Genomic DNA, 23,686 nt, shown 5'->3' with positions numbered 1-23,686 from the left:
GGGCGAGCCTTATCAGATATGACGTAAGGTGCTAAACAGATCTGCCCAGTCGCTGTGCTGGCGGTAGAACACCGGCGGCTTGCCGAGCGGGGCATCAACGGTCACGTCACCGCCATCGCAGGTTTCCCCGGTCCACGCGTTGACCCAGCTGTCCTGCGGCAGATAGAGCGTCCAGTCGTGGCGACCCTCTTCATGAACCGGCGCCACCAGCAGATCGCGGCCAAACAGATACTGATATTTCAGCGTGTAGGCACGCGCGTCGTCTTCGTAGTGCAGGAAGAGTGGGCGCATTACCGGCAGGCCGCTTTTCGCATTCTGCGTGACGGCGGCTTTGATGTACGGCTTCAGGGTGGTGAAGACGGTGGTCATGCGCGCGAAGTGCGCGATGGTTTCCGCGTCGCCGTCGAACTGCCAGTTATCGCCAGGGCGGTTGCCCTCGTGGGTGCGCATCATTGGCGTAAAGGCGCTGAAGTCGCACCAGCGCAGGAGCAGCTCTTTGCTGCGCTTCATCTCGAAAAGCGTCGTATAGCCGCCGATGTCGCTGTGGTGCAGGCCGTGCCCGGTCATCGCCAGCGAAAGGGCCGCAGGTACGACGGACGCCAGACCGTCGTCCAGGCTCCAGTCGACGTTCTGATCCCCCGCCCACATCATCACCGAGTGCTTCTGGCTACCGGTGTAGCCCGCACGCATAAAGAACAGTATCTCGCCGAGCTTGCCGGTCTCCTGGAGCGCCTCGTAGTTACATTTTGCCCACAGGGCAGGCCAGGCGTTATGCATGATCTCCGCGCTAACGCCGTTGTGCAGGAAGGTATCAGTCGGCAGATACTCACCGAAATCGGCCATCCAGCCGCCACAGCCCAGCGCGATCAGGTTGTTTTTAATGACCTCTTTGTACCAGCCGTAGGCTTCCGGGTTGGTCAGGTCGATAACGCCCGCGTAGAACTCGCCGAACTCGACGTGGTAGTCCTTACCGTCGGCGTTTTTGGTCAGATAGCCGCGCGTTGCCGCTTTTTCGCAGAGATCTTTATCGCTGGCGACGTATGGGTTGATATAGGAGAGGAACTGCACGCCTTCCTGTTTCCACTGCGCAATACGCTCGTCAAGCTGCGGATAAAGTTCGCTGTTCCACTTCCAGTTCCACATTACGCGTTTGCCGAAGGAGGTCATGCGAATGCCGGACCAGTCCTGCGCCCAGATGCCGTTTACCTTCACACCGCCCCGGCGCATAGCGTCGAGCTTTTGCTGGCACACCTCGGTGCCGCCCTGAATACCCAGCGTCACGCCGTCGTAAACCCAGTCCGGTAGTTCAGGCTGACGCCCCAGCAGGCCGGTGAGTTTTTCCAGCAGATCGACGTAAGTTTGCGCACATTCGAAGCGCAACGTGGCGTTATCTTCCCAGAACGCCAGCTCGTGGAACTCCGGCGCGCTGAAGTCGAAGTTCATGTAGCAGCTGTTGTCCACGTGGCAATAGTACTTCTGGGTGCTCACGAAGGTGGGCTGCGGGAAGAAGGTCCAGTAGTAGTCGCCGCCCGCGTTCTCTTTGCAGTCGGCCTGCCAGGTGACATAGGTCTGCTTATTGCGGCCAACGCCCTGCTCGCTGGTCCACAGCGGGAACGGCTTGCCGCGCAGATCGAAGTACGAGAACTGCTCGCCGCAGCCGTAGATATGATCTTCCGGCTGCGCCGCCAGCCGCAGCCAGATGCGGTTATAGCGGGGGGCGTCATTTTTAAGCTTCAGCTCGAGACGGCCTTGCGCATCGACGCCCACCAGCAGCGTCGCGCTCACCGCGTCGCCGCGGGTAAAGCGGATCGCCCAGCCTGCGCTTTGCTGCGTGACGGTCGCGTCCGTCAGGGCAATCTTTTCGTTGAGCTTGTCCTTGATGCTGAAGTTGCCGCGAAACATCTCGATATCGGCCTCGCCTGCGCCAATCCACAGGCAAGGGGCATCCCCGGTGTGGGATAAAATCAGACGGTCCTGCCAGCGCAGGGTGAAGCCACTTTCGTTATTTTTCAGGTCAATATTGTGTAGGGTACGCATAAACACTCCGTCTTTATTATTTAGCCAGGCTATCCAGTAAACCAGCGGCTACGGCAGGGGCTAAGCCCGGTGCCAGCGGCAGGCGGGGGATTACCAGGCAGTGCAGCAGGTGGTAAATATCCTGCTTGCCGTCCCAGACTTTGGTGGTCACTTCGTTATTGGTGTCCAGCTCCTGCCACCAGGAACCGTTTTCGTAGTCCATCAGGTACTTGATGCAGTAATCCCACCATTTCTGATACCAGGCTTCGTACTGCGCCTCGCCGGTCACGGTGTAAAGCGCATAAGCCGTGCCCATCGCCTCGACGATTGGCCAGCGCACGCGTTCACGCACGATTGGCTTACCGTCCCAGCCCACGGAGTAGACAAACCCATCGGCCCCGTCGGGTGCCCAGGCGTCGCGGATGGTGGCGTGGAACAGCCCTTTCGCATCTTCCAGCAGCCACTCCGGTGGGGTTTCAAAGCAAGCCTCCAGCGCGGCGCGCAGGTGCAGCATCAGACGGCCCCATTCGATCCAGTGCCCCGGCGTGCCGCCGTAGGCGCGGAAGCGGTGAGCAGGGTTATCGATGTTGTAGTCGCGGATTGGGTTCCAGTTCGCGTCGAAATGCTCGTTAACGCGATACTCTCCGTTGCGCGCCACGTCGTGAATAATCACCGAGGCGATGCGCAGGGCGCGATCGAGCCATTTCCGGTCGTGGGTCACGTCATAGACGATGAGGAAAGCTTCCACGGCGTGCATGTTGGCGTTCCCGCCGCGGTAATCTTCCGTTTTGCTGAAGGCCTCATCCCAGGACTCCAGGCACATCTGCTCCTGCTCGCTCCAGAAGTAGCGCTCAATCACCTCGATGGCATCGTCCAGCAGCCTGCGCGCCTGCGGGTGGCCGGTGGTGACGGCGCTCGCCGCGCCCAGCAGAACGAAGAAGTGCTGATAGCCCTGCTTGGAGGCATCCATCACGCCCTCATCGTTAACGCAGGCGTACCAGCCGCCGTGCCGTTTGTCGCGCAGCGGGCCGTTAAGGGCGCTGATGCCGTGCTCGACCAGGGCATACGCGCCGGGGCGGCCCATGTTTGCCGCCACCGCGTATACGTGCAGCATGCGGGCGGTGATCCACAGATGGGTGCCCATATCGCTGCGCACCTGGCCGTTATTGCCCAGCCAGCCAAAGCCGGTCGGTACGGCGGCGTTTTTACCGAAATCAAAGATGCGGTCGGTCTCTTGTTCGAGCCAGCGGTTATGGCTCAGGGTGTTAAACCATTTCATGTTCGGGTCCTTTCTCAGCGGCGAGCCATCATTTCGTCGACGATCTCACCCAGACGCTGCAGTTTGGGTACAGAAATATCGCGGAGCATCAGCCCGGTGTCCGGCAGGCCAATCACCGATGACCAGACGGCGCGACCGGCTAAAAAGCCAGATGCCCCTGCCTGCATCGCTACGCTCACGGCGCGCGGGAATAATTTTTCGTCCACGCCGGAGGAGAGGATCACCCACGGCATAGCGATGTTCTCGTTTAGCCTTTGCGAGGCGGCCAGCAGTTCCTGCTGCGTGCCTTTGCCAAACAGCGGCATCTCCACTTTGTAGAGGTCTGCGCCGCTGTCGCCCAGCTCTTTGGCCGCGTCGATAATCGCCTGCTCGCGGTCAAATGCGGCACCGCGACGCGGCGGACGTACAACCGGCTCGATAATGCTCAGCAGACCGTTATCGTGGCACAGCGTATTGAACGCCTTCACCATCTCCAGACGCTGCTGCGGATCTTCATCGCTGCGCCACAGCACCAGCAGCTTCAGCGCCTTGCCGCCATCGCGTTTGACCGCCTGCGCGTCGACGTTCTTGTCGATCACCACGCTGTCGACCGGTATACCGTTCCCCGGAATAAACTCGTCGGCCGCCACAATCATCGCGCAGCTTTTGGCAACGGCCTGCTGCTCCACAATCTGGCGATAGCAGAACTGCTGGTCGACGAGAATGGCAGAGGCGTACGGCGACAGAATTTTCGCTGCGTTGACCTTAAAATCCGTCAGGTGCTGGTCGGTTACCGGCACCGGTGCGCCTGCGGCGGCAAACATCAGGCGCATCGCTTCGCGCTGATCCACGGCCAGCATCGCAAAACCGCCGGAAGGTCGGGTGATATCTTTCAGGGTGTACATCGTCATTCCTCAGTCCTTTCGTATCAGTGTGTTTTTTTCAGCCCGGCAGATGCGCGAACCTGTTCAAGAATGGCTGTCCAGTCTTCGCGCCCGCGCCCGGCGGCGCGTGCCTGGTTGTAAACTTCGCGGGAAGCCGCGCCCAGCGGCATCGGAACGTGGAGCTGGTTGGCCACGTCCAGGGCGATCCCCAGATCTTTATGCGCAAGGTCGATCATGAAGGCGGGAGAAAGATCCCCTTTCAGCACCTTGTTCGGCCATGAGGTGGTGAAGTGGCCTTTACCTGCAGGCGTACCGCTCATCACCTTAAGTGCCACATCGAAGGAGAGGCCAAGCGCTTCGCACAGCACGGCGGCCTCGGCGGAAAGGGCGTTCAGGGCGATGCTCATATAGTTATTGATAAGCTTCACGCGAATGCCCATGCCCGGCCCGCCGGCGTTAATCAGCTCATTGCCCATTGCCATCAATACGGGAGTAGCGCGCTCAACCTGCTGCGCCGTGCCGCCAGCCAGAAGGAGCAACGTACCGGCGACGGCGTGGTCAGACGTGCGTCCGACGGGCGCGTCCATCAGGCTGAAGCCGCGTCCAGCCATGTCGCGGATCAGCGCGTCGGTTTGTAGCGGGTGAATGGTGGACATATCTATCACCAGCGCGTCGGGGGATAGCCCCTCGCACACGCCGTACTCATCGAACAGCACGCTGCGCACCAGGTCGCCATTTGGCAGCATGGTGATGACGAATTCGGCGTCCGTGGCGGCCTGCGCGGGCGTTGCCGCCGCCTGTGCGCCGCTCTCCACCAGCGCCTGCACCGCCTGCGGGTTCACATCAAAAACGTTAAGCTGGTGGCCCTGTTTCAACAGATTCTTCGCCATTGGCGCGCCCATCTGCCCTAAACCGATAAATGCGATTGCTGACATGCCTCTCTCCTGTCACATCGTGTCAATTTTTGCGCGTTTGTGTTGTCTGTTTTTGATCGTATTTGTAATTTATAGTCAAAAAATTGACACGGGTCACTTTTTAAACATTTGATGAAATTAAAATGAAAGCATCAGAAATCGCAGAAGGAATTACCATGACTCGCATCGTTTGTGTCGGCATTACCGTGCTGGATCGCATCTGGTATCTCGATGATTTACCTAAGGAAGGTGGGAAATATGTCGCAAAAGACTATACGGAAGTGGGCGGCGGTCCGGCGGCCACTGCGGCGGTGGCGGCGGCGAAACTGGGCGCGGAAGTGGATTTTATTGGCCGGGTGGGGGACGACGACACCGGTAAACGGCTGCTGGCGGAGCTGGAATCCCTGGGGGTGAATACCCGCTACACGCGCGTCTTTAAAGGTGCCCGATCGTCACAGTCGGCGGTGTTGGTGGACGGCAGCGGAGAGCGCGTCATTGCGAACTACCCCAGCCCCGATCTCCCTGCCGCGGCAGACTGGCTACGTGAAATCGACTTCTCGCAATGGGATATCGTTTTAGCAGACGTGCGCTGGCATGACGGGGCAAAACAGGCGTTTACTTTGGCCCGGCAGCAGGGCGTTCCTACTTTGCTTGATGCCGACGTCACCCCGCAGGAGATCGCGGAGCTGATTGCCTTAAGCGACCATGCGGCTTTCTCCGCGCCGGGCCTGCGGCGCTTAACGCAGCTGGATGAAACCGAAGACGCGCTGAAAAAAGCACAAATGCTCACAAATGGACATGTGTACGTCACGCAGGGGCGAGACGGCTGCTTTTGGCTGGAAAATGACACGCTGTGCCATCAGCCCGGCTTTGAGGTGGACGTGGTAGATACTACCGGGGCGGGTGACGTTTTCCACGGCGCGCTGGCGGTCAGTCTGGGACAACAAACGTCTTCAGCCGACGCTGTGCGTTTTGCCAGCGCCGTCGCAGCCCTGAAATGCACCAGGCCCGGCGGGCGCGCGGGTATACCCGACTGTGATCAAACCCGCTCTTTTTTGTCACTTTTTGTATAAAATGCGGGGCGTGATGGTTTTCAGAGGACAGCCCATGAGCCTTACCGAACTGACCGGCAACCCGCGTCACGATCAGCTGCTGACGCTGATTGCCGACCGCGGCTATATGAACATTGATGAACTGGCGCAGCTGCTGGATGTCTCCACGCAAACGGTGCGCCGGGATATCCGCAAGCTCAGCGAGCAGGGGCTGATCACGCGTCATCATGGCGGCGCGGGCAGGGCATCCAGCGTGGTGAACACGGCGTTCGAACAGCGCGAAGTGTCGCTTACCGAAGAGAAGCGGGCGATTGCCGAGGCGATTGCGGACTATATTCCGGACGGCTCGACTATTTTCATCACGATCGGCACGACCGTGGAGCATGTTGCCCGGGCGCTGCTCAACCATAATCATCTGCGCATTATTACCAACAGCCTTCGGGTGGCGCATATTTTGTATAAGAACCCGCGCTTTGAAGTGATGGTGCCGGGTGGCACGCTGCGCCCGCACAATGGCGGCATCATCGGGCCTGCGGCAACCGCCTTTGTGTCTGGCTTCCGTGCAGATTATCTGGTGACCAGCATCGGGGCGATTGAGCACGACGGCGCGATGATGGAGTTTGACGTCAACGAAGCCAGCGTGGTGAAAACCATGATGGCCCACTCCCGCCATATTCTGTTAGCGGCCGATCATACGAAATATACCGCTTCTGCGGCCGTTGAGGTTGGTAACGTGTCGCAGGCTACTGCGCTCTTCACCGATGAGATGCCCGGCTCGGTGCTGCAAAATCATCTGAAATCCAGTAAGGTTGAAACGGTGCTGGCCTGTACCAGCGATGATATTGCCTGAAGCAAAAAGCCGCTGATCCCTCAGCGGCTTTTTTGTTGTTACTTGAAGCTGTATTTCACCCCAAGCATCCCCTGCGTATCGCTGTAGCCTTTGTCGCCAATCTGCTGAGCCACATTGCCCCAGACGCTAAGCTGCGGCGTAATCTGCCCCTCTACGCCTGTCTTTAACTCACCAATATTGCGTGCACCGCGCATCTCATTGCTGACGTCATCCATGCGAATGCGCGTGGTCTGGGTATTGTGGATCCAGTTCGCCTCGATAAACGGCTGGAAGGTGCGTGATTTACCGTCATCCATCGCGTTATGTCCGCTGATGTAGGCCTTCACGCCGAGACGTGTCATCAGATTCCCCTGAGTTTCATCTTTCACCCGCGTACCGTTACGTTCGCGATGGTCGTCAGCCTGCACGTCCATCCAAACGGCCTGCGCCTTCGGCTGGATCCAGTAGCTGTTGCGGCCGCTTTCACCCACCTTAACGCTATAGCCTGCTTCGACAGAGGCGGTCACACCGCTGGAGCGATAATTCTCAGTGGCCTGATCCTGCCCCATGACCTTATTGTCAAACCAGTTATACAGCACCCAGCTGTCAACGTAGGTGCCGCTTTTATCGGCTTCGTTTGCGTACCAGGTACCGTACAAACCTACGCTATAGCCATTTACTTCGCCGCGTGAGTGGTATCCGGTCAGGCTGGAAGCGCTCCGGCTCTGGCTGTTGCCGTAGCCCGCCATCAGGCCAAGATGCCACCGATCCAGGCCGTCGCTGCTCCACTGAGCGATATCACCACCCAGCTGCAGCACATAGCGGTTGGCCGTTGTTTTTAGCTGGCCGCTGCCATCTTTGAAGCGCGTATGTCCGCCGACGTTACGCATCCACAGGCTCGTCACTTTTTGCTCGCCGGTGAGCATGTCGGTGTACTGCGTTTCACCCAGGCGATCGTGCAGGCGGGTCATAAACAGCGTATTTGCCGCATAGCTGTTCGCCTGATAGCTGCCGAATTCCGGGCGATACTGATGCTCGCTTTTCGGCGGCGCGGCAGGTGGTACCGGTTCTTGCGGCGGAATCACCGGGTCGACGGGTGGATCGACAGGGTCGACTGGTGGGTCTACGGGGTCGACAGGTGGATCCACCGGGTCAACAGGCGGGTCGACGGGGTCTACCGGTGGGTCTACCGGGTCCACAGGGGGATCTACCGGGTCGACCGGTGGGTCAACGGGTTCAACCAGGCTGGTCAGAAACCAGTTCTTACCTTTCTGTACAACGTTATAGTCATAACCCCCCGCTACGATACGGCTGGCCTTCTCAAACGTCCCCGCTGAGTTGCCGCCAACGCTGACAATTTCAATCCCTTCAACGGTTTGTGCGCCAGCACCGCCAATGTTGTTCACGTCAACCGCGGTATGACCGGACGTATTTCCTTCAACAATCAGCTTGTCGGTTTCAGAGGTATCATCAGACAGCACGGTATTGAAAACCAGCTTGCCGCCGTTGCCGATGTAATCCTCATTGATGGTCAGGGTTTGCCAGGCCGTGTCTTCATCGTGCTGGAAATTTATCGTGCCGCCCGCATTCAGCGTCAGGCTGGTCACCGTGGAGCTGTCGCGCATATTCCACACGGCGTCATTCATCGTAAGCGCGATAGTCCCGGTGCCGGCGGCGTTGCTCTCTATATAAGACGCTCCGTTCCACAGCGAGCTATTCTCCATTGTCAGCGTAATGGTACTGTTTTGTGCCGGAAGGGTGCTGTTGGCCGCCACGCCACCTGCGGCAAGGATATCGCCGTTAAGGATGAATTTTCCGCCTGCGGAGGCATCAATAATTCCGCCATTGCTGGCGTTCAGGGCATAGCTACCGTTGTCGCGCTGGCCTGCGGTGGTAATGGTTGCCCCGCCGTCGAGCGTTATCACGCCGCGTGACCAGGCATACATCCCGTGCGGCGCCTGGGCGGAGCTGCTGGTTTTCTCGCTGCTATTTACCGCAACAGTGACGTTATCTCCCACATTCACCGCTGCTGTGTAAGCGTAGATGCCATGCGCGCTGGCACCGTTGGTGGTGATGGTTGCGCCTTCATCAAGGGTGATGGTTGACGAACCGGTAGAGTACACGCCGGAGGCACTGGCCGCGTCGGTGGTAATGTTCGCACTTTTTCCGAGCTCAATTTTTGACGCCGAGCCCGCATACAGGCCGTAGGCCGATGCGCCGTACGTTTCGAGAATGGCTTCATTGCCCAGACGGACGTACGATCCGCTCTGGTTAGTACGAATCCCCTCGGCATAGGTACCCCGCGTCACAATATGTGCACGATCGCCGACGATAACGTTATTTTTTGCCTTAGAAGCGTCATTCAAGGCATAGGCGCTAATGCCGCGACCGGTACTGCCGGTGGTTTCGATATAAAGATCGTCACCCACATATATATTGGCGGAGCCGAGAGAGCCCTGACTGAAGGAACTGTACCCTGCATTAATGCCATCGCCGCTTTGGCCATTCACGTAAATGTGGGTGCGGTCGCCGGTAATGATAAACACCGGGTTATTCGGCGTGTTCATACCATGGGTACGAATACCGTCGACATCTTTACCGTTATTGGCGGCCACTTTTGACTGGGTACGAATAGTCAGGTCGTCACCAAATATCACCCCCGGGCTGCCGGACGTGGAATTCTGAATAACGGTCACGGAGTGCTCGAAGGCTTCCGCTCCCGGCCCGTCAAGGGTGATCCCATCTCCGTAGATGGGAATATTGCCTGGGCTGTACTGGTAGACATAGTTAGGATCGTTGGTATTTTTGCTAAAATTTGCGTTTGCCGTTGCAGGAATCAGCGCCTGTATTTCTGCAGGCAAATCCGTTACCGCTCCGGAGGCAGGTAAATTAGCAAAATCAATAACTGCTGCATTTGCGGTAAATAGCGCTGACGATAGCGCCAGCGAAATCGCAACGGCGACAGGTGAATGTTTCATTATATATGGCATAACTGCCCCCTTTCTTTCAGGCGTAGAACATCCTCCACACCATTAAATGTGGGTATGTTAAGGAGATGAAATTACAAAACAGAAACGAGTATTTTATGAATGCTGGTACCTAACTTCCTCTCTAATCGTATTTTATGAACATAAATTTTTTTCACATCAATGCTGTCTGTTTTTATTATCTCCTGGAGGCACACTCCTGACATAAATCTGTTAAGCAAAGTGAATTCAACAGTATTCAGGGTGTTTCCTCGTCTACTGTTCACACGTCTGCCGGAAAAGAGGTGGTTAATTTTTTCCTGTAATACAGCGTCATTGTCATCTGAATATATAATTCCCTTTATTTCATCATGATGAGCGAATAAGTAATTAGCCAATGCCTCCAGCTTGCGGTCCGAGATAAGAACGATGTGCATGTTAGTTATCGCCAGATGCTCAATCCATTGCGGATCGGCAAGTACGCGCAGGTTGTACATCGAAAAATCTACAAAAATAAACCCACGTAATAAGTGATTCTTGTTTCCCCGCAATATTTTATTTGCTACCGCAAGTTGCAAGAAATGATTACCAATCGGCCAAACTGCAAACGAAGCGTTACCACAGTATTGTGAGCGCACTGCGTTATCCGGGAATAACTGACAGGACAGTTCACAGCTTATGCAGCGGACAACCTTTTGCGACGACGTTATCATCCAGCCCACTCCTGTCTTATTTTCATTGTCAATATTTCACTGCCTTTCAAATGTGTCAATCTTGAAACATATCCAGGGATCCTGACGTGTTTATAAAAAATAGCGGCAGTTAAAATAAATTCCTGGCGGTATCTATTTTGTCAGGCTGTAGCCATAACGGCATAACATCAGTAGCCAGACATAATCCAGGAATATTCATCAATCCTTTAAGATTATTCGGCAAAAAAAAGCCTGGAAGAAGATTCAGGGAATAGCACTAATAGCTAAAGATTCTTCTCCTCGATCTGCCTGGACGTCAGTCTCTTCTCAATGTGGAACTCAATATAATTATTCGGCCTGGCGAAGTGTAATGAAATCGCATTATGTGGGTTTAGCTGAGACTCACCTAAGAAAACATCAATGTAACTGTTTGAAAAATAATAGTTTGATTTTAATCTTAGGTATGGTGTTCTCGCACCCTAATCATCGTGACCTATACTGTTGTTAAATATTCGTAAGTGTTTAGGGTGTTTAGGATTAAATATTGTTATTGCTGAGGAAAGTAAAATTGTATCTCATTAACAAACTGGTCGAATATGATCCGGAAAACAAAACCCTGGCGAATCCCATATCCGGGCGCACGATACAATTGCAGCTTCCTGCTAATCTCTGTTTTCTTTATCTCGTTACCCATCCCGGAGAAATTATTTCGCAAAATCAGTTAATGGTGGTGGGATGGGGGGAGCGTAATGACGTTACTACCCCAAATACCTTTTATCAGGCCATTTTGACTTTGCGCAATGCGCTGGCTGAGGTGGGGTTACCGCGTGATACCGTTAAAACGATTTCGCGTCGTGGGCTGATGCTTTCCAAAACAACCCACGTTGAGGTATTTACCCCAACCACTGAGGCGGTGATAGTCAATAAAGACGAGGAAACAGTCGCTGACACCGTGATACAGAGACCGGTTTGGTTGATCATTACCACCACTGTGCTTTTACTGATCGTACTTATCAACGGAGTGGTGTTATATAAACACCGCCTGACGATGCCGTTCAGTAATTATATTCCGCTCTCAACGGGCAGTAAGGTCGGCCCCTGCCAGCCTTTTTATGCACCTAATGAACCTATGCAGGACCATTACCTGCGCTTGTTAAAGAATTATCCTGCCCTGTGTGCCGAGAACCGGTACGTTTTTCTCATCGGCTATAGTAAAACGGAGCGAATCGCGGCATTTGTCTGTAATAACGATGCGCGACATGACGCGACGGCGTTATGTACCACGCATTATTTTTGGGCGCATGAGCAATGAAGATACTCGGGAACCGTATTGTTTTACTGGGGGCGTTTCTGGGGGCTGCTATTACCAGCGGCTGGTTAGCGTATTCGCATTTTTCAAGTAAGCCGATACGCTGTACAGGTGATGTAGAGTGGACGATTGGTAAAAATCGGTTTGTAGGTACCGTTTCCTGGCGAATGCAGCATAGGGAAGGGACTGCTGTCATTAACGGTAAATTGTTTGGTCACGCGGTTTCTGAAGTTAACCGTACCATCTATTTCCACTACAGCTATCATCAGAATGCGCGTGTATTAAATAACGATCGTATTGTTAAAACCTTTGCTGATAGGGCGGATGAGACCGATATCAATGCAACCCTGCCGGGCTTTTATCGCACGCCGGGAAGAGATCTGAGCCTGATGATTGATGAGTATCGCGGAGCCTGGCTTTTTGCCGCGTCAAACGTCCCTTCGCTGTACTGTCGTAAAAACGCGCCGTAAAAATCGATCGCACACCTTAGACGGCACGCATAGTCAAATCTCGTGATTCCCGCTACAGTTACTTCTCCACGGCGAGCAGGAGATAAACATGCTTTATATCTTTGACTTAGGAAACGTAATCGTCGATATCGATTTTAACCGGGTGCTGGGTGCCTGGAGCGACTTTAGCCGTGTTCCGCTGGCGACGTTAAAGCAGAATTTTGCGATGGGTGAGACCTTCCATCAGCATGAGCGCGGCGAGATCGGCGATGAAGCGTTTGCTGAACGCTTCTGCCAGGAGATGGGGCTTTCGTTAAGCTATGAACAGTTTTCCCATGGCTGGCAGGCGGTATTTGTCGCCATCCGGCCTGAGGTGATCGACATTATGCACAAACTGCGCGAGCAGGGGCATCGGGTGGTGGTGTTGTCGAACACCAACCGCCTGCACACCACCTTCTGGCCGGAGGAATACCCCGAGGTTAAGGCGGCGGCAGATAAAATCTATCTTTCGCAAGAGATGGGTATGCGTAAGCCTGAAGCGCGAATTTATCAGGCTGTTCTGCAGGCAGAAGGATTCACCGCGGCCGATGCGGTCTTTTTCGACGACAACGCCGATAATATAGAGGGAGCTAACCAGTTGGGTATCACGTCAATTCTGGTGACCGGAAAAGAGACGATACCGAACTACTTTGCGAAGCAGTTATGCTAAAAACCGTTCATCAAAAAGCCACGCATCATACTCGCCCACTGAGGGCCTGGCTGAAGCTGCTCTGGCACCGTATTGATGAGGACAACATGACCACGCTGGCGGGTAACCTCGCCTACGTGTCGTTGCTCTCGTTAGTGCCGCTGGTGGCGGTTATCTTTGCGCTCTTTTCCGCCTTCCCGATGTTTGCGGACGTCAGCCTGCAGCTTCGCCATTTCGTCTTCGCGAACTTCATCCCGGCCACCGGGGATGTTATCCAGAACTACATCGAGCAGTTTGTTGCCAACTCCAGCAAGATGACGGCGGTGGGGGCGTGCGGCCTTATCGTTACCGCGCTGCTGCTGATGTACTCCATCGACAGCGCGCTTAACACCATCTGGCGAAGCAAAAAAATCCGTCCTAAGGTCTATTCCTTTGCCGTTTACTGGATGATCTTAACGCTGGGGCCATTGCTGGCCGGGGCGAGTCTGGCAATCAGCTCATATCTTCTCTCCTTGCGCTGGGCGAGTGATTTAAACAGCGTGATTGATAATGTGCTGCGTATTTTTCCGCTGATCCTGTCATGGCTCTCGTTCTGGCTGCTCTATAGCGTTGTACCGACCACGCGCGTGCCTAACCGAGATGCGGTAGTTGGGGCGCTGGTGGCGGCAGTGCTTTTTGAACTGGGTAAAAAAGGGTTTGCCCTTTACATCACCATGTTCCCCTCTTATCAGCTGATTTACGGCGTGCTGGCGGTGATCCCCATTTTGTTTGTCTGGGTTTACTGGACCTGGTGTATCGTCTTGCTTGGCGCCGAAATAACTGTCACTCTCGGCGTATACCGCGAACTTAAAAAAGCAGCAGAAGCTGAAAAACAATTAGAAGCAGACCAACCATGATTGCATTGATACAGCGCGTAACCCGTGCCAGCGTCACCGTGGAGGGAGAGGTGACGGGTGAAATTGGCCCAGGACTTTTGGTGTTGTTAGGTGTCGAAAAGGATGATGACGAACAAAAAGCTAACCGCTTATGCGAGCGCGTGCTGGGCTACCGCATATTCAGCGATGCGGAAGGCAAGATGAACCTGAACGTCCAGCAGGCGGGCGGGAGCGTGCTGGTGGTTTCCCAGTTTACGCTGGCAGCGGATACCGAGCGCGGCATGCGCCCGAGTTTCTCTAAAGGCGCCGCGCCGGATCGTGCAGAAGCACTTTACGAGTACTTTGTTGAGCGTTGTCGCCAACAGGAAATGAATACGCAAACCGGACGATTCGCTGCAGATATGCAGGTCTCGCTGGTGAACGATGGCCCCGTCACATTCTGGCTCCAGGTATGAGCCAACTGGCGGCGTGGCCGCGGGTAACAAGAGAGAGTACAGCTATGTATCACCTTCGAGTACCGCAAACGGAAGAAGAGTTAGACGCGTATTACCAGTTCCGCTGGGAAATGCTGCGCAAGCCACTGCATCAGCCAAAAGGCTCTGAACGCGATGCCTGGGACGCGATGGCCCACCATCAGATGGTGATGGACGAAGAGGGCAACCTTGTTGCCGTCGGGCGTTTGTATATCAACGCCGATAACGAAGCCTCTATTCGCTTTATGGCGGTTCATCCCTCCGTGCAGGACAAAGGTCTGGGGACGTTAATGGCGATGACCCTGGAGTCCGTCGCCCGTCAGGAAGGCGTTAAGCGCGTCACCTGTAGCGCCCGCGAAGATGCTGTAGAGTTCTTTGCCAAACTTGGTTTTGTTAACCAGGGTGAAATTACTGCTCCGCAAACCACGCCGATTCGTCACTTTTTGATGATCAAACCCATCGCCACGCTGGACGACATTCTCCATCGCGCGGACTGGTGCGGGCAGCTGCAGCAGGCCTGGTATGAACACATCCCTCTGAGTGAAAAAATGGGCGTGCGCATCCAGCAGTACACCGGGCAAAAATTCATTACCACCATGCCGGAAACCGGCAATCAGAACCCTCACCACACCCTGTTTGCCGGCAGTCTGTTTTCCCTGGCGACGCTCACCGGTTGGGGGCTGATCTGGCTAATGCTGCGCGAGCGGCATCTCGGCGGCACCATTATTCTGGCCGATGCCCACATTCGCTATAGCGCACCGATAAGCGGCAAGCCGAGCGCGGTGGCGGACCTTGGCGCGCTGGGTGGTGATCTTGACCGTCTGGCGCGTGGCCGAAAAGCACGCGTGCAGATGCAGGTTGAGCTGTTCGGCGATGAAACGCCGGGCGCGGTGTTTGAAGGCACCTATATCGTTCTCCCTGCGAAGCCGTACGGTGCGTATGAAGAGGGTGGAAACGAGGAGGAGTGATCTCCTGTTCACACTCCCCGGGCGTGCTGAATCCGCCCGGCGATATCCCGCATAACGTCTCGCGCAGACTGGCTAATGCCGCCAAGCTGAAAGAAGCCATGGATGACGCCCAGCCAGCGCTGAGCGGTACACGCCACCCCTTGCTCCGTGAGGCGTTGAAACAGCGCCTCCCCCTCATCGCATAACGGATCGTACTCAGCGGTAACGATATGGACAGCTGGCAGGCCGCTGAAGTCTTCCCGCCACAGCGGGCTAACCTCAGGATGCTTACGGTCGGATCCAGCCAGATATATTTCATAGCCGCTCAGCAGGGTATCGCGAGTGATCACGTAATCCATGCCGTTGAGGGTATAGCTTTCAAAACTGGCCGTGGCGTCGAGCATGGGGTAGATAAGAATAAGCTGTACAGGCTGCCACAGCCCTTTAGCCTTAAGCCGCAGCGCCGTTACCAGCGCCAGATGCCCTCCTGCGCTGTCTCCACAGAGGGTGAGCCGGTTCTTATCTACGCCTAATTCGTCTGCATACTGCCAGACCAGATCCGCACCTCTTTCCGCATCGTCATGTGCGGTGGGGAAGGTATGCTCCGGCGCCAGCCTGTACTGAATCGCAACCACCCGGCAATTGCCGTAGCAGGCTAACTGACGGAGTTGGTTGTCATGGGTATCAAAGCCGCCGCTGATAAAGCATCCACCGTGATAGTAGATGGCAGCAGGCAATATTTCAGGCGCATTAAGAGGTGAAAATACCCGAATGGTAAGACCTTCAAGAACAAGCGTTTCCACCTGAACGCGCGTTTCGGTCTCCCCGGCAAGCCCCGTGCTGGCAATATAGCCTGCTCGTCGCACCTCAATGCTCTGGCGACGCGACGAGGGCCGACCTGCAGCGATAAATCCCTGAACCAGCTGTGCAATACCCTGTTCCAGTGCCATGAAAATTCCCTTTTACTGTATGGATGAACAGTTTTATAGCCTGGTTTGATTCAAAAGAAAACAAGAATAGTGTTGAGGGCAACAACCTGGAAAGTGGCTCGCAAAGGCGAGAGCTTTTTTATTATCTGCCTTCGTCACAGACATAAAGTGCGGATGTTGCCTGAGATTTGTCGTGGAAGCGATGCTAAAGCGATAACGCGTCTTTAGACGGATCCAGGACTACGGGCTGAAGAGCATCTGGCATATAAGATGGCTGGTATTGCTGTCGAGTTGTAGGCCGGGCAAGCGCGCGCCGCCCGGCACTGTCACAGGAGATTACTCCCCTTCACCCGGGAACAGGAACGGGTTAATCGAGCTGCGGGCAAAGCCCTCCTGCTCCATTTTCGCGTCCAGAATCAGCGAGGCGAGATCGTCGGCCACCGCTTCGACTTTCGGGTCTTTTTCCTGATACAGAATCTTCAGGTAGGTCCCGCAGTCGCCGCAGCTTTCCGCTTTCACCGCCGCTTCTTCATTTTCCAGCGACCAGTAGTTCAGGTCGCGGGTCTGCTCGCAGTTGCTGCACTTGATGCGCACCACGTGCCACTCGGTTTCACACAGGTTGCAGTGCAGGTAGCGCAGCCCCTGCGTGGTGCCGATTTGTACCATGCTGGAGACGGGCATGGAGCCGCAGACCGGGCAGAACTGGCGCGCCTCGCCGTATTCGGCGCGGGCTTTGCCCGGGATCAGGCTCGCCATTTGCGCCCAGTAGAGCGACAGCGCAGCCCAGATAAATGGTGCTTTATCGCTGCTGACCAGCGAGAAGTCGGAGGCAAACAGCGCGCTCGCCATCTCTTCCAGTTCCAGGTCAGAGGCTTTTTCCAGATTCTCAATGACCGCCAGCGCCGTGCCGCTCATCTCCGGCTTCAGCTCGGCAATCAGCGAATGCAGCAGTTTATGCCAGTGCTTGTCGCGCGGCAGGACGTGAATGTCCAGCGGCGGCTTGCCCTGCGCGTTGGCCTCTTTGATGCGCGCGGTCAAATCCATTTGCAGCGGGTGGTCGTATAGCACCACTTCCTGCGCGTGGGCGACCAGCGCGGCAAAACGCAGAAAATCGCCCAGCGGGTTGTTCTCTGCCAGCTCGCGCAGACGCTCTGCGCGGCGGTTGTAGAGGTTCTTGAGTCTGGGGAATAACAACGGCGGAATATACTCCGCCGTGCGTTTCTCGCTCGACCCCAGCTCATCTTGCGGGATTATGCGAATACTCATTCAGATGACTTTTCCTGTTTCTGGCGGACCTCTCGGTACCAGCGCGGGTGATGTTTCTTCGCCCACGTGCTGGTTACCCATCCTTCCACCATCGCGGTAATGGTGCCTTTCACCCAGAGGGCGGCGTAAATATGCACCATGATAACCACAATTAACGCCACTGCGGCAAATGAATGCAGCATCAGCGCGAATCGGATCACCGGGATTGAGAAAGCAGGCGCAAAGTACGGACGCCAGATGATCACGCCGCTCACCAGCAACAGGACCAGGAAGATAATCGCCGCCCAGAATACGCATTTCTGGCCGAAGTTATAACGCCCGGTATCACCCACTTCCTCGTTGACGACGATCTTACGAATATTCTTCGCCCAAAAGATATCATCCCGATTGATTAGGTTATGGTGCCAGTAGCGGAAAAACATGATGATAAACGAGGCAAACATCACCACACCCACGAACGGGTGAAGGATGCGCGCCAGCTGCGGCGTGCCCAGTACCTGCATCAGCCAGTTGAAGGACGGGAAGAAGAACCCCAGCCCGCTTATCGCCGCCAGCATGAAGCAGAAGGCGGTGACCCAGTGGTTGATGCGTTCCGGTGCGGTGTAGCGCACGATGGTGTCACGTTTTCTCATTTGCGCACCTCGTCTTTCTCTTCATGCAGGTTGTCGTCTTCCTCTTCCGCGCGGTTCGGACCAACGCCGACGTAGTGGAAGATGCTCGCTGCGAAGGTGGCAGCAAAACCGACCGCTGCCAGCGGTTTCCAGATGCCTTTCCAGAACTTCACGGTGGCGCTGATTTCCGGGTTCTCCGGCAGGCCGTGATACAGGTTCGGCTTGTCGGCGTGGTGCAGCACGTACATGACGTGCGTACCGCCAACCCCGGCCGGATCGTACAGGCCCGCGTTATCGTAACCACGTGTTTTCAACTCGCCCACGCGCTCTGCCGCCAGCGTTTTCATATCCTCTTTGGAGCCAAAGTGGATAGCGCCGGTTGGGCAGGTCTTCACGCATGCAGGCTCCTGGCCCACGTTAACGCGGTCAACGCACAGCGTGCATTTATAGACGCGGTTGTCTTCCGGGTTCATGCGCGGCACGTCGAACGGGCAGCCGGCGATGCAGTAGCCGCAGCCGATGCACTGTTCGGACTGGAAGTCGACGATGCCGTTGGCATACTGAATGATAGCCCCTTCTGACGGACATGCCTTCAGGCAGCCCGGATCCGCACAGTGCATACAGCCGTCTTTGCGGATAAGCCATTCCAGCTTGTCGTTCTGCTCCACTTCAGAGAAACGCATCACCGTCCAGGACTTGGCGGTCAGGTCTGCCGGGTTGTCGTACACCCCGACGTTGTGACCCACTTCGTCACGGATGTCGTTCCACTCTGAACAGGCCACCTGACAGGCTTTACAGCCGATACAGGTGGTCACGTCGATAAGTTTCGCCACTTCCTGCTGGTGGTCCCGCGCCTGAGGCGCGGGCGTGAAACCGTTAGTCGCGGAACGACGGATAATGTCTTGAGATTGATAAGCCATAAGTCGTCTCCGTTACACCTTTTCCACGTTCACGAGGAAGGCCTTAAACTCCGGCGTCTGCGTGTTCGCATCGCCGACAAACGGCGTCAGGGTGTTCGCAATGAACCCTTTCTTCGCCACGCCCTCATAGCCCCAGTGAATTGGGATGCCGATGGTATCCACCTGCTGACCGTGAACGTTCAGCGTGCGAATACGCTTGGTCACCACCGCCTTGGCTTTGATATAGCCGCGGTTAGAGGAGACCTTCACGGTATCGCCATGGGCGATGCCGAGCTTGTTCGCCAGCTTCTCGCCGATCTCCACAAACTGTTCCGGCTGCGCGATGGCGTTGAGCAGCGCGTGCTTGGTCCAGTAGTGGAAGTGCTCGGTCAGACGGTAGGTAGTGCCCACGTACGGGAACTTGTCCTTTTTACCCAGCGCTTCAAAATCGCTCTTGAAGATACGGGCTGCCGGGTTAGAAACCACGTTCGGGTGCAGCGGGTTGGTGCCCAGCGGCGTCTCAAACGGCTCGTAGTGTTCCGGGAACGGACCTTCCGCCATCTTATCGATAGCAAACAGGCGTCCCATCCCTTCAGGCTGCATGATAAACGGCCCAACGTCACTGCCCGGTGCGGCGGTGCTGTAGTCCGGAATATCCACGCCGCCCCATTTCGCGCCGTCCCACTTCAGAAGCTGACGCTTCGGATCCCACGGGTTGCCCTGCGGGTCAGCGGATGCGCGGTTATAGAGGATACGGCGGTTGAGCGGCCACGCCCATGCCCAGCCTAGCGTATTGCCGAGGCCCGACGGGTCGGCGTTATCGCGGTTGGCCATCTGGTTGCCCTTCGGCGTCCAGCTACCGGCGAAGATCCAGCAGCCGCTTGACGTGGTGCCGTCATCGCGCAGGTGCGCGAAGGTGCTGAGCTGATCGCCTTTCTTCGCCAGCACGGTACCGGTGGCCGGGTCGATAACGTCCGCCAGCGCCTTACCGTTGCTCTCCATCGCCACTTCTTCCGGCGCAGGGTTTTCCGGCGTCGAGTAGTTCCAGGTCATGTTGAGCACTGGTTCCGGGTTCGCGCCGCCTTCTTCCGCATACATCTTACGCAGGCGTAAGAAGATACCGGCCAGGATCTCGCCGTCGTTCATGGCGATGCCCGGGGCGTCCGCGCCTTTCCAGTGCCACTGCAGCCAGCGGCCTGAGTTGACGATAGAACCGTTCTCTTCCGCGAAGCAGGTTGATGGCAGACGGAACACTTCAGTCTGAATCTTCGACGGATCGACGTCGTTCGATTCACCGTGGTTCTGCCAGAAGGTTGAGGTCTCGGTATTGAGCGGGTCAATCGTTACCAGGAACTTCAGCTTCGACAGAGACTCAACAACCTTGTTCTTGTTCGGGAACGAGGCAACCGGGTTAAAGCCCTGGCACAGATAGCCGTTCACTTTGCCCTGGTGCATCATCTCGAAATACTGCAGAACGTCGTAGCCTTTGTCCCACTTCGGCAGCCAGTCAAAGCCCCAGCTGTTTTCCGCCGTCGCTTTGTCGCCGAAGAAGGCTTTCATCATCGAGACGAAGAACTTCGGATAGTTGCCCCAGTAGTTCACCTGGCCTTCGAGCAGCGGTTTTGGCGTGCTGGCCGTCAGGTAGGTCTGCAGGTCGGTCTGTTTCTCGCTTGGCAGGTTCATGTAACCCGGCAGGCTTTGAGACAGCAGGCCGAGGTCAGTCAGACCCTGAATGTTGGAGTGGCCGCGCAGGGCGTTCACGCCGCCGCCTGCCATCCCCATGTTGCCGAGCAGCAACTGCACCATCGCCATGGTACGGATGTTCTGCGCGCCGATGGAGTGCTGCGTCCAGCCGAGTGCATACAGGAACGACGCGGTTTTGTCCTTCGCGCTGGTTTCAGCGATAAGCTCACACACCTTCAGGAAGTCCGCCTTCGGCGTACCGCAGATGTTCTCAACAACTTCCGGCGTATAGCGGGAAACGTGCTCTTTCAGCAGGTTCCACACGCAGCGCGGGTGTTGCAGGGTGGTGTCGCGCTTCGCAAAGCCTTTCTCATCCAGTTCGTAGTTCCAGCTGGTTTTGTCGTATTTGCGTTTTTCGGCGTCGTAACCGCTGAACAGGCCATCTTCGAAGTGGTAATCCTCACGCACGATCAGGCTGGCGTTGGTATAGGCTTCGGTGTATTCGCGGTTATATTTTTCGTTGGTCATCAGGTACAGCAATACGCCTGACAGGAAAGTGATGTCAGTACCTGAACGAATAGGGGTGTAGAAATCCGCCACTGACGCAGTACGCGTAAAGCGGGGATCGATCACAATCAGTTTCGCACCGTTGTGGATTTTGGCTTCCATCGCCCAGCGGAACCCGACAGGGTGCGCTTCAGCGGCGTTACCGCCCATCACCACAATGAGGTTGGCGTTCTTGATGTCGACCCAGTGGTTGGTCATCGCACCGCGACCAAATGTTGGAGCAAGACTTGCTACCGTTGGTCCGTGTCAGACACGCGCCTGGTTGTCGACCGCGAGCATACCGAGTGCGCGCGTAAATTTCTGGGTTAAATAACCGGTTTCGTTACTGGAGGCAGAAGCACACAGCATCCCGGTGGAGAGCCAGCGGTTAACCGTGACGCCGTCGGCGTTCTTCTCAATAAAGTTGGCATCGCGGTCTTCTTTGATATGTTTTGCGATGCGGTCGAACGCCTCTTCCCAGCTGATTTGCTGCCATTTGTCGGAACCAGGCGCGCGGTATTCCGGGAATTTCAGGCGGCTTTCGGAGTGGATAAAGTCCACCAGACCGGCCCCTTTCGGGCACAATGCGCCGCGGTTGACCGGATGATCCGGGTCGCCTTCGATATGGAAAATAGACGCTTTGGCGTTTTTAGCACCGTCGCCGAGGCTATACATCAACAGCCCACAGCCGACGGAGCAGTACGTACAGGTGTTACGGGTTTCGCGGGTGCGCAGCAGTTTGTACTGCCGCGTTTCCGCCAGCGCTACGCCAGGCGCAAAGCCCAGTGCCGCTGCCGTGGTGCCTGCCATACCGCCAGCGCAGATCTTAAAGAACTGCCTTCTGCTGACCTGCATGGGTCACTCCTTGTTCGACATTGCTTATATATGTAGTTTTAACTTCGCGGTTGAGAATTGACCGCAAAGGAGAAAAATTTGCGTTAATCCCTCATTTCTCCGAGGGATATCATCAGAATACCACAATGTCGGTATACCTGTTCTAACGGCGTTAATACAAAGTGAACGTATTATCACTGTGTTGATTATAAAGTGTGATACTGATCACACTACAAGCTCTGCATGTTAAAGGGGTGTAGCAGGGGCCGGGTTGCACCCCTTCTTAATGAGTAGGAGAATGAGTGTCGAAAAGTTGATCCATACTATGCGTAAGGCCTGTGGTTTATGCTGCAATAGCAGGCTTTCTTCCGTGGTTGTTCAGGAATACCGCTGTGTCTAAACAAAACCGTGCTACCCGTTCATCGCCATTGCCTGCGGGCATTGTGGAACTGTCGGTACGCAGACCGCCCCACATTACCCATGCCACGCCGGATTTTCTGGCAGAAGAAGTGCCCGTTGCCCTCGTTTACAACGGTATTTCGCATGTGGTGATGATGGCTTCACCGAAAGATCTCGAACTGTTCGCCATCGGTTTTTCCCTCTCGGAAGGCATCATTGCGCACCCGCAGGAGATCTACGGCATGGACGTGGTGCAGGCCTGCAACGGTCTTGAAGTGCAAATCGAACTTTCCAGCCGCCGCTTTATGGGGCTGAAAGAGCGCCGCCGCGCGCTGGCAGGGCGCACCGGCTGCGGCGTGTGTGGCGTTGAGCAGCTCAATGATATTGGCAAGCCCGTTGTGCCACTGCCGTTTACCCAGACCTTTAATCTGGCGCATCTCGACCGTGCGCTTGAGCACCTCAACGATGTACAGCCCATCGGCCAGCTGAGCGGCTGTACGCACGCGGCGGCGTGGGTGCTGCCGTCGGGGGATATTGCCGGAGGGCATGAAGACGTGGGTCGACACGTCGCGCTGGACAAACTATTAGGCCGTCGTGCGCGGGAAAGCGATGTCTGGCAGCAGGGGGCCGCGCTAGTATCCAGCCGCGCCAGCTATGAGATGGTGCAGAAGTCCGCCATGTGCGGCGTGGAGATCCTGTTTGCGGTGTCGGCGGCAACCACGCTGGCGGTGGATGTCGCGGAGCGCTGCAACCTGACGCTGGTGGGCTTCTGCAAGCCGGGAAGGGCGACGATTTATACCCATCCGCAGCGGTTAATAGTTAATCAGTAATTTTGAACGATAATAGCAAATCCTTCCGCTTTTAGTTGTTCGTGATGAGGTTTAGTATTTATCTCATCAAGGCACGGTGCCTTACCTAAACAACTTAATGAAAGGGTTTATATTATGAAAAGCATCAAAACTTTTGTCGCTGTAATCGCTCTGGCTACTTCTTTCGGTTCTTTCGCTGCACAGACCGTGACCGCAACCGCGTCAACCATTGACGGCGCAGAAGCGAAAATCGCGGCTCAGGCTCAGGAAGCCGGCGCGTCATCCTACAAAATTACCCAGGCGTTCTCAGGTAACCGCGTGCATATGACCGCTGAACTGACTAAATAAGCTGTCACAC

General features: G+C 55.8%; 21 protein-coding genes. 10 read left to right on the top strand and 11 right to left on the bottom strand.

Features of this window, described 5'->3' with window-relative positions; translation table 11 throughout:
* Positions 1-12: 12 nt before the first annotated feature.
* From ACR42C_RS22730 to yihU, 4 genes are read right to left on the bottom strand one after another with little or no spacing between them, the layout of a single operon-like run.
* On the bottom strand, positions 13-2,037 hold the full coding sequence (locus ACR42C_RS22730) for an alpha-glucosidase (RefSeq protein ID WP_479984596.1): 2,025 nt from the start codon (positions 2,035-2,037) through the stop codon (positions 13-15).
* 16 nt (positions 2,038-2,053) lie between these two features.
* Positions 2,054-3,295 (bottom strand): sulfoquinovose isomerase, encoded by a 1,242-nt coding sequence (gene yihS, locus ACR42C_RS22725; RefSeq protein ID WP_320721006.1) that lies wholly within the window; start codon positions 3,293-3,295, stop codon positions 2,054-2,056.
* Positions 3,296-3,309: 14 nt separating this feature from the next.
* Positions 3,310-4,185, bottom strand: coding sequence for a sulfofructosephosphate aldolase (gene yihT, locus ACR42C_RS22720; protein WP_479984595.1), 876 nt, complete (start codon positions 4,183-4,185; stop codon positions 3,310-3,312).
* Between the two features lie 17 nt (positions 4,186-4,202).
* Positions 4,203-5,093, bottom strand: a complete 891-nt coding sequence (yihU, locus tag ACR42C_RS22715) for a sulfolactaldehyde 3-reductase (RefSeq protein WP_316380690.1) — start codon at positions 5,091-5,093, stop codon at positions 4,203-4,205.
* Between the two features lie 155 nt (positions 5,094-5,248).
* Between yihU and ACR42C_RS22710 the strand changes: the two genes are divergently transcribed.
* Together ACR42C_RS22710 and ACR42C_RS22705 are read left to right on the top strand one after the other, a co-directional pair.
* Positions 5,249-6,145, top strand: a complete 897-nt coding sequence (locus ACR42C_RS22710; RefSeq protein ID WP_316380691.1) for a sugar kinase — start codon at positions 5,249-5,251, stop codon at positions 6,143-6,145.
* A gap of 34 nt (positions 6,146-6,179) precedes the next feature.
* Complete coding sequence (locus ACR42C_RS22705) at positions 6,180-6,974, top strand: DeoR/GlpR family DNA-binding transcription regulator (RefSeq protein WP_479984594.1); 795 nt, start codon at positions 6,180-6,182, stop codon at positions 6,972-6,974.
* A 38-nt stretch (positions 6,975-7,012) separates the two neighbouring features.
* Here ACR42C_RS22705 and ACR42C_RS22700 read toward each other — a convergent pair whose 3' ends face one another.
* Complete coding sequence (locus ACR42C_RS22700; RefSeq protein WP_479984593.1) at positions 7,013-9,943, bottom strand: autotransporter outer membrane beta-barrel domain-containing protein; 2,931 nt, start codon at positions 9,941-9,943, stop codon at positions 7,013-7,015.
* A 71-nt stretch (positions 9,944-10,014) separates the two neighbouring features.
* Positions 10,015-10,632 (bottom strand): helix-turn-helix transcriptional regulator, encoded by a 618-nt coding sequence (locus tag ACR42C_RS22695; RefSeq protein WP_116343741.1) that lies wholly within the window; start codon positions 10,630-10,632, stop codon positions 10,015-10,017.
* Between the two features lie 547 nt (positions 10,633-11,179).
* Here ACR42C_RS22695 and ACR42C_RS22690 point away from each other — a divergent pair.
* The 6 genes from ACR42C_RS22690 to fabY all read left to right on the top strand — a co-directional run bounded on the left by ACR42C_RS22690 (position 11,180) and on the right by fabY (position 15,373).
* Positions 11,180-11,923: a winged helix-turn-helix domain-containing protein gene (locus ACR42C_RS22690; RefSeq protein ID WP_116343742.1), complete on the top strand. Its 744-nt coding sequence runs from the start codon at positions 11,180-11,182 to the stop codon at positions 11,921-11,923.
* Positions 11,920-12,390 (top strand): hypothetical protein, encoded by a 471-nt coding sequence (locus tag ACR42C_RS22685; RefSeq protein WP_479984592.1) that lies wholly within the window; start codon positions 11,920-11,922, stop codon positions 12,388-12,390. Before ACR42C_RS22690 ends, ACR42C_RS22685 begins: the two co-directional genes overlap by 4 nt.
* An 88-nt stretch (positions 12,391-12,478) precedes the next feature.
* Complete coding sequence (gene yihX, locus ACR42C_RS22680) at positions 12,479-13,078, top strand: glucose-1-phosphatase (RefSeq protein ID WP_116343744.1); 600 nt, start codon at positions 12,479-12,481, stop codon at positions 13,076-13,078.
* On the top strand, positions 13,072-13,953 hold the full coding sequence (locus ACR42C_RS22675; protein ID WP_045260235.1) for a virulence factor BrkB family protein: 882 nt from the start codon (positions 13,072-13,074) through the stop codon (positions 13,951-13,953). The genes yihX and ACR42C_RS22675 overlap by 7 nt, the downstream gene beginning before the upstream one ends.
* Positions 13,950-14,387, top strand: a complete 438-nt coding sequence (dtd, locus tag ACR42C_RS22670; protein WP_008501836.1) for a D-aminoacyl-tRNA deacylase — start codon at positions 13,950-13,952, stop codon at positions 14,385-14,387. The genes ACR42C_RS22675 and dtd overlap by 4 nt, the downstream gene beginning before the upstream one ends.
* A 44-nt stretch (positions 14,388-14,431) precedes the next feature.
* Positions 14,432-15,373 carry a fatty acid biosynthesis protein FabY gene (fabY, locus tag ACR42C_RS22665; RefSeq protein WP_162875000.1) on the top strand — a complete coding sequence of 314 codons (942 nt, stop codon included), beginning with the start codon at positions 14,432-14,434 and terminating at the stop codon, positions 15,371-15,373.
* Positions 15,374-15,381: 8 nt separating this feature from the next.
* Here fabY and ACR42C_RS22660 read toward each other — a convergent pair whose 3' ends face one another.
* From ACR42C_RS22660 to fdnG, 5 genes are all read right to left on the bottom strand, one after another.
* Positions 15,382-16,302, bottom strand: a complete 921-nt coding sequence (locus tag ACR42C_RS22660) for an alpha/beta hydrolase (RefSeq protein WP_320721002.1) — start codon at positions 16,300-16,302, stop codon at positions 15,382-15,384.
* A 315-nt stretch (positions 16,303-16,617) separates the two neighbouring features.
* Entirely contained in the window at positions 16,618-17,547 is a 930-nt protein-coding gene (gene fdhE, locus ACR42C_RS22655; protein ID WP_116343748.1) for a formate dehydrogenase accessory protein FdhE, read from the bottom strand.
* Entirely contained in the window at positions 17,544-18,179 is a 636-nt protein-coding gene (gene fdoI / locus ACR42C_RS22650) for a formate dehydrogenase cytochrome b556 subunit (RefSeq protein WP_010436852.1), read from the bottom strand. The genes fdhE and fdoI overlap by 4 nt, the downstream gene beginning before the upstream one ends.
* On the bottom strand, positions 18,176-19,078 hold the full coding sequence (gene fdxH, locus ACR42C_RS22645) for a formate dehydrogenase subunit beta (RefSeq protein WP_003861960.1): 903 nt from the start codon (positions 19,076-19,078) through the stop codon (positions 18,176-18,178). The genes fdoI and fdxH overlap by 4 nt, the downstream gene beginning before the upstream one ends.
* A gap of 12 nt (positions 19,079-19,090) precedes the next feature.
* Positions 19,091-22,141 (bottom strand): formate dehydrogenase-N subunit alpha, encoded by a 3,051-nt coding sequence (fdnG, locus tag ACR42C_RS22640; RefSeq protein ID WP_166712631.1) that lies wholly within the window; start codon positions 22,139-22,141, stop codon positions 19,091-19,093.
* A 371-nt stretch (positions 22,142-22,512) separates the two neighbouring features.
* Here fdnG and fdhD point away from each other — a divergent pair, with 371 nt between their 5' ends.
* Both fdhD and ACR42C_RS22630 read left to right on the top strand, forming a co-directional pair.
* Complete coding sequence (gene fdhD / locus ACR42C_RS22635) at positions 22,513-23,349, top strand: formate dehydrogenase accessory sulfurtransferase FdhD (RefSeq protein ID WP_116343750.1); 837 nt, start codon at positions 22,513-22,515, stop codon at positions 23,347-23,349.
* A gap of 114 nt (positions 23,350-23,463) precedes the next feature.
* A complete protein-coding gene (locus ACR42C_RS22630) occupies positions 23,464-23,676 on the top strand; it encodes a YdgH/BhsA/McbA family protein (RefSeq protein WP_023309747.1) in 213 nt (70 codons plus the stop codon).
* Positions 23,677-23,686 lie beyond the last annotated feature (10 nt).

The sequence above is a fragment of the Enterobacter sp. MG-EB028 genome, assembly GCF_056673305.1.
This window is presented reverse-complemented; position numbering and strand designations above follow the sequence as displayed.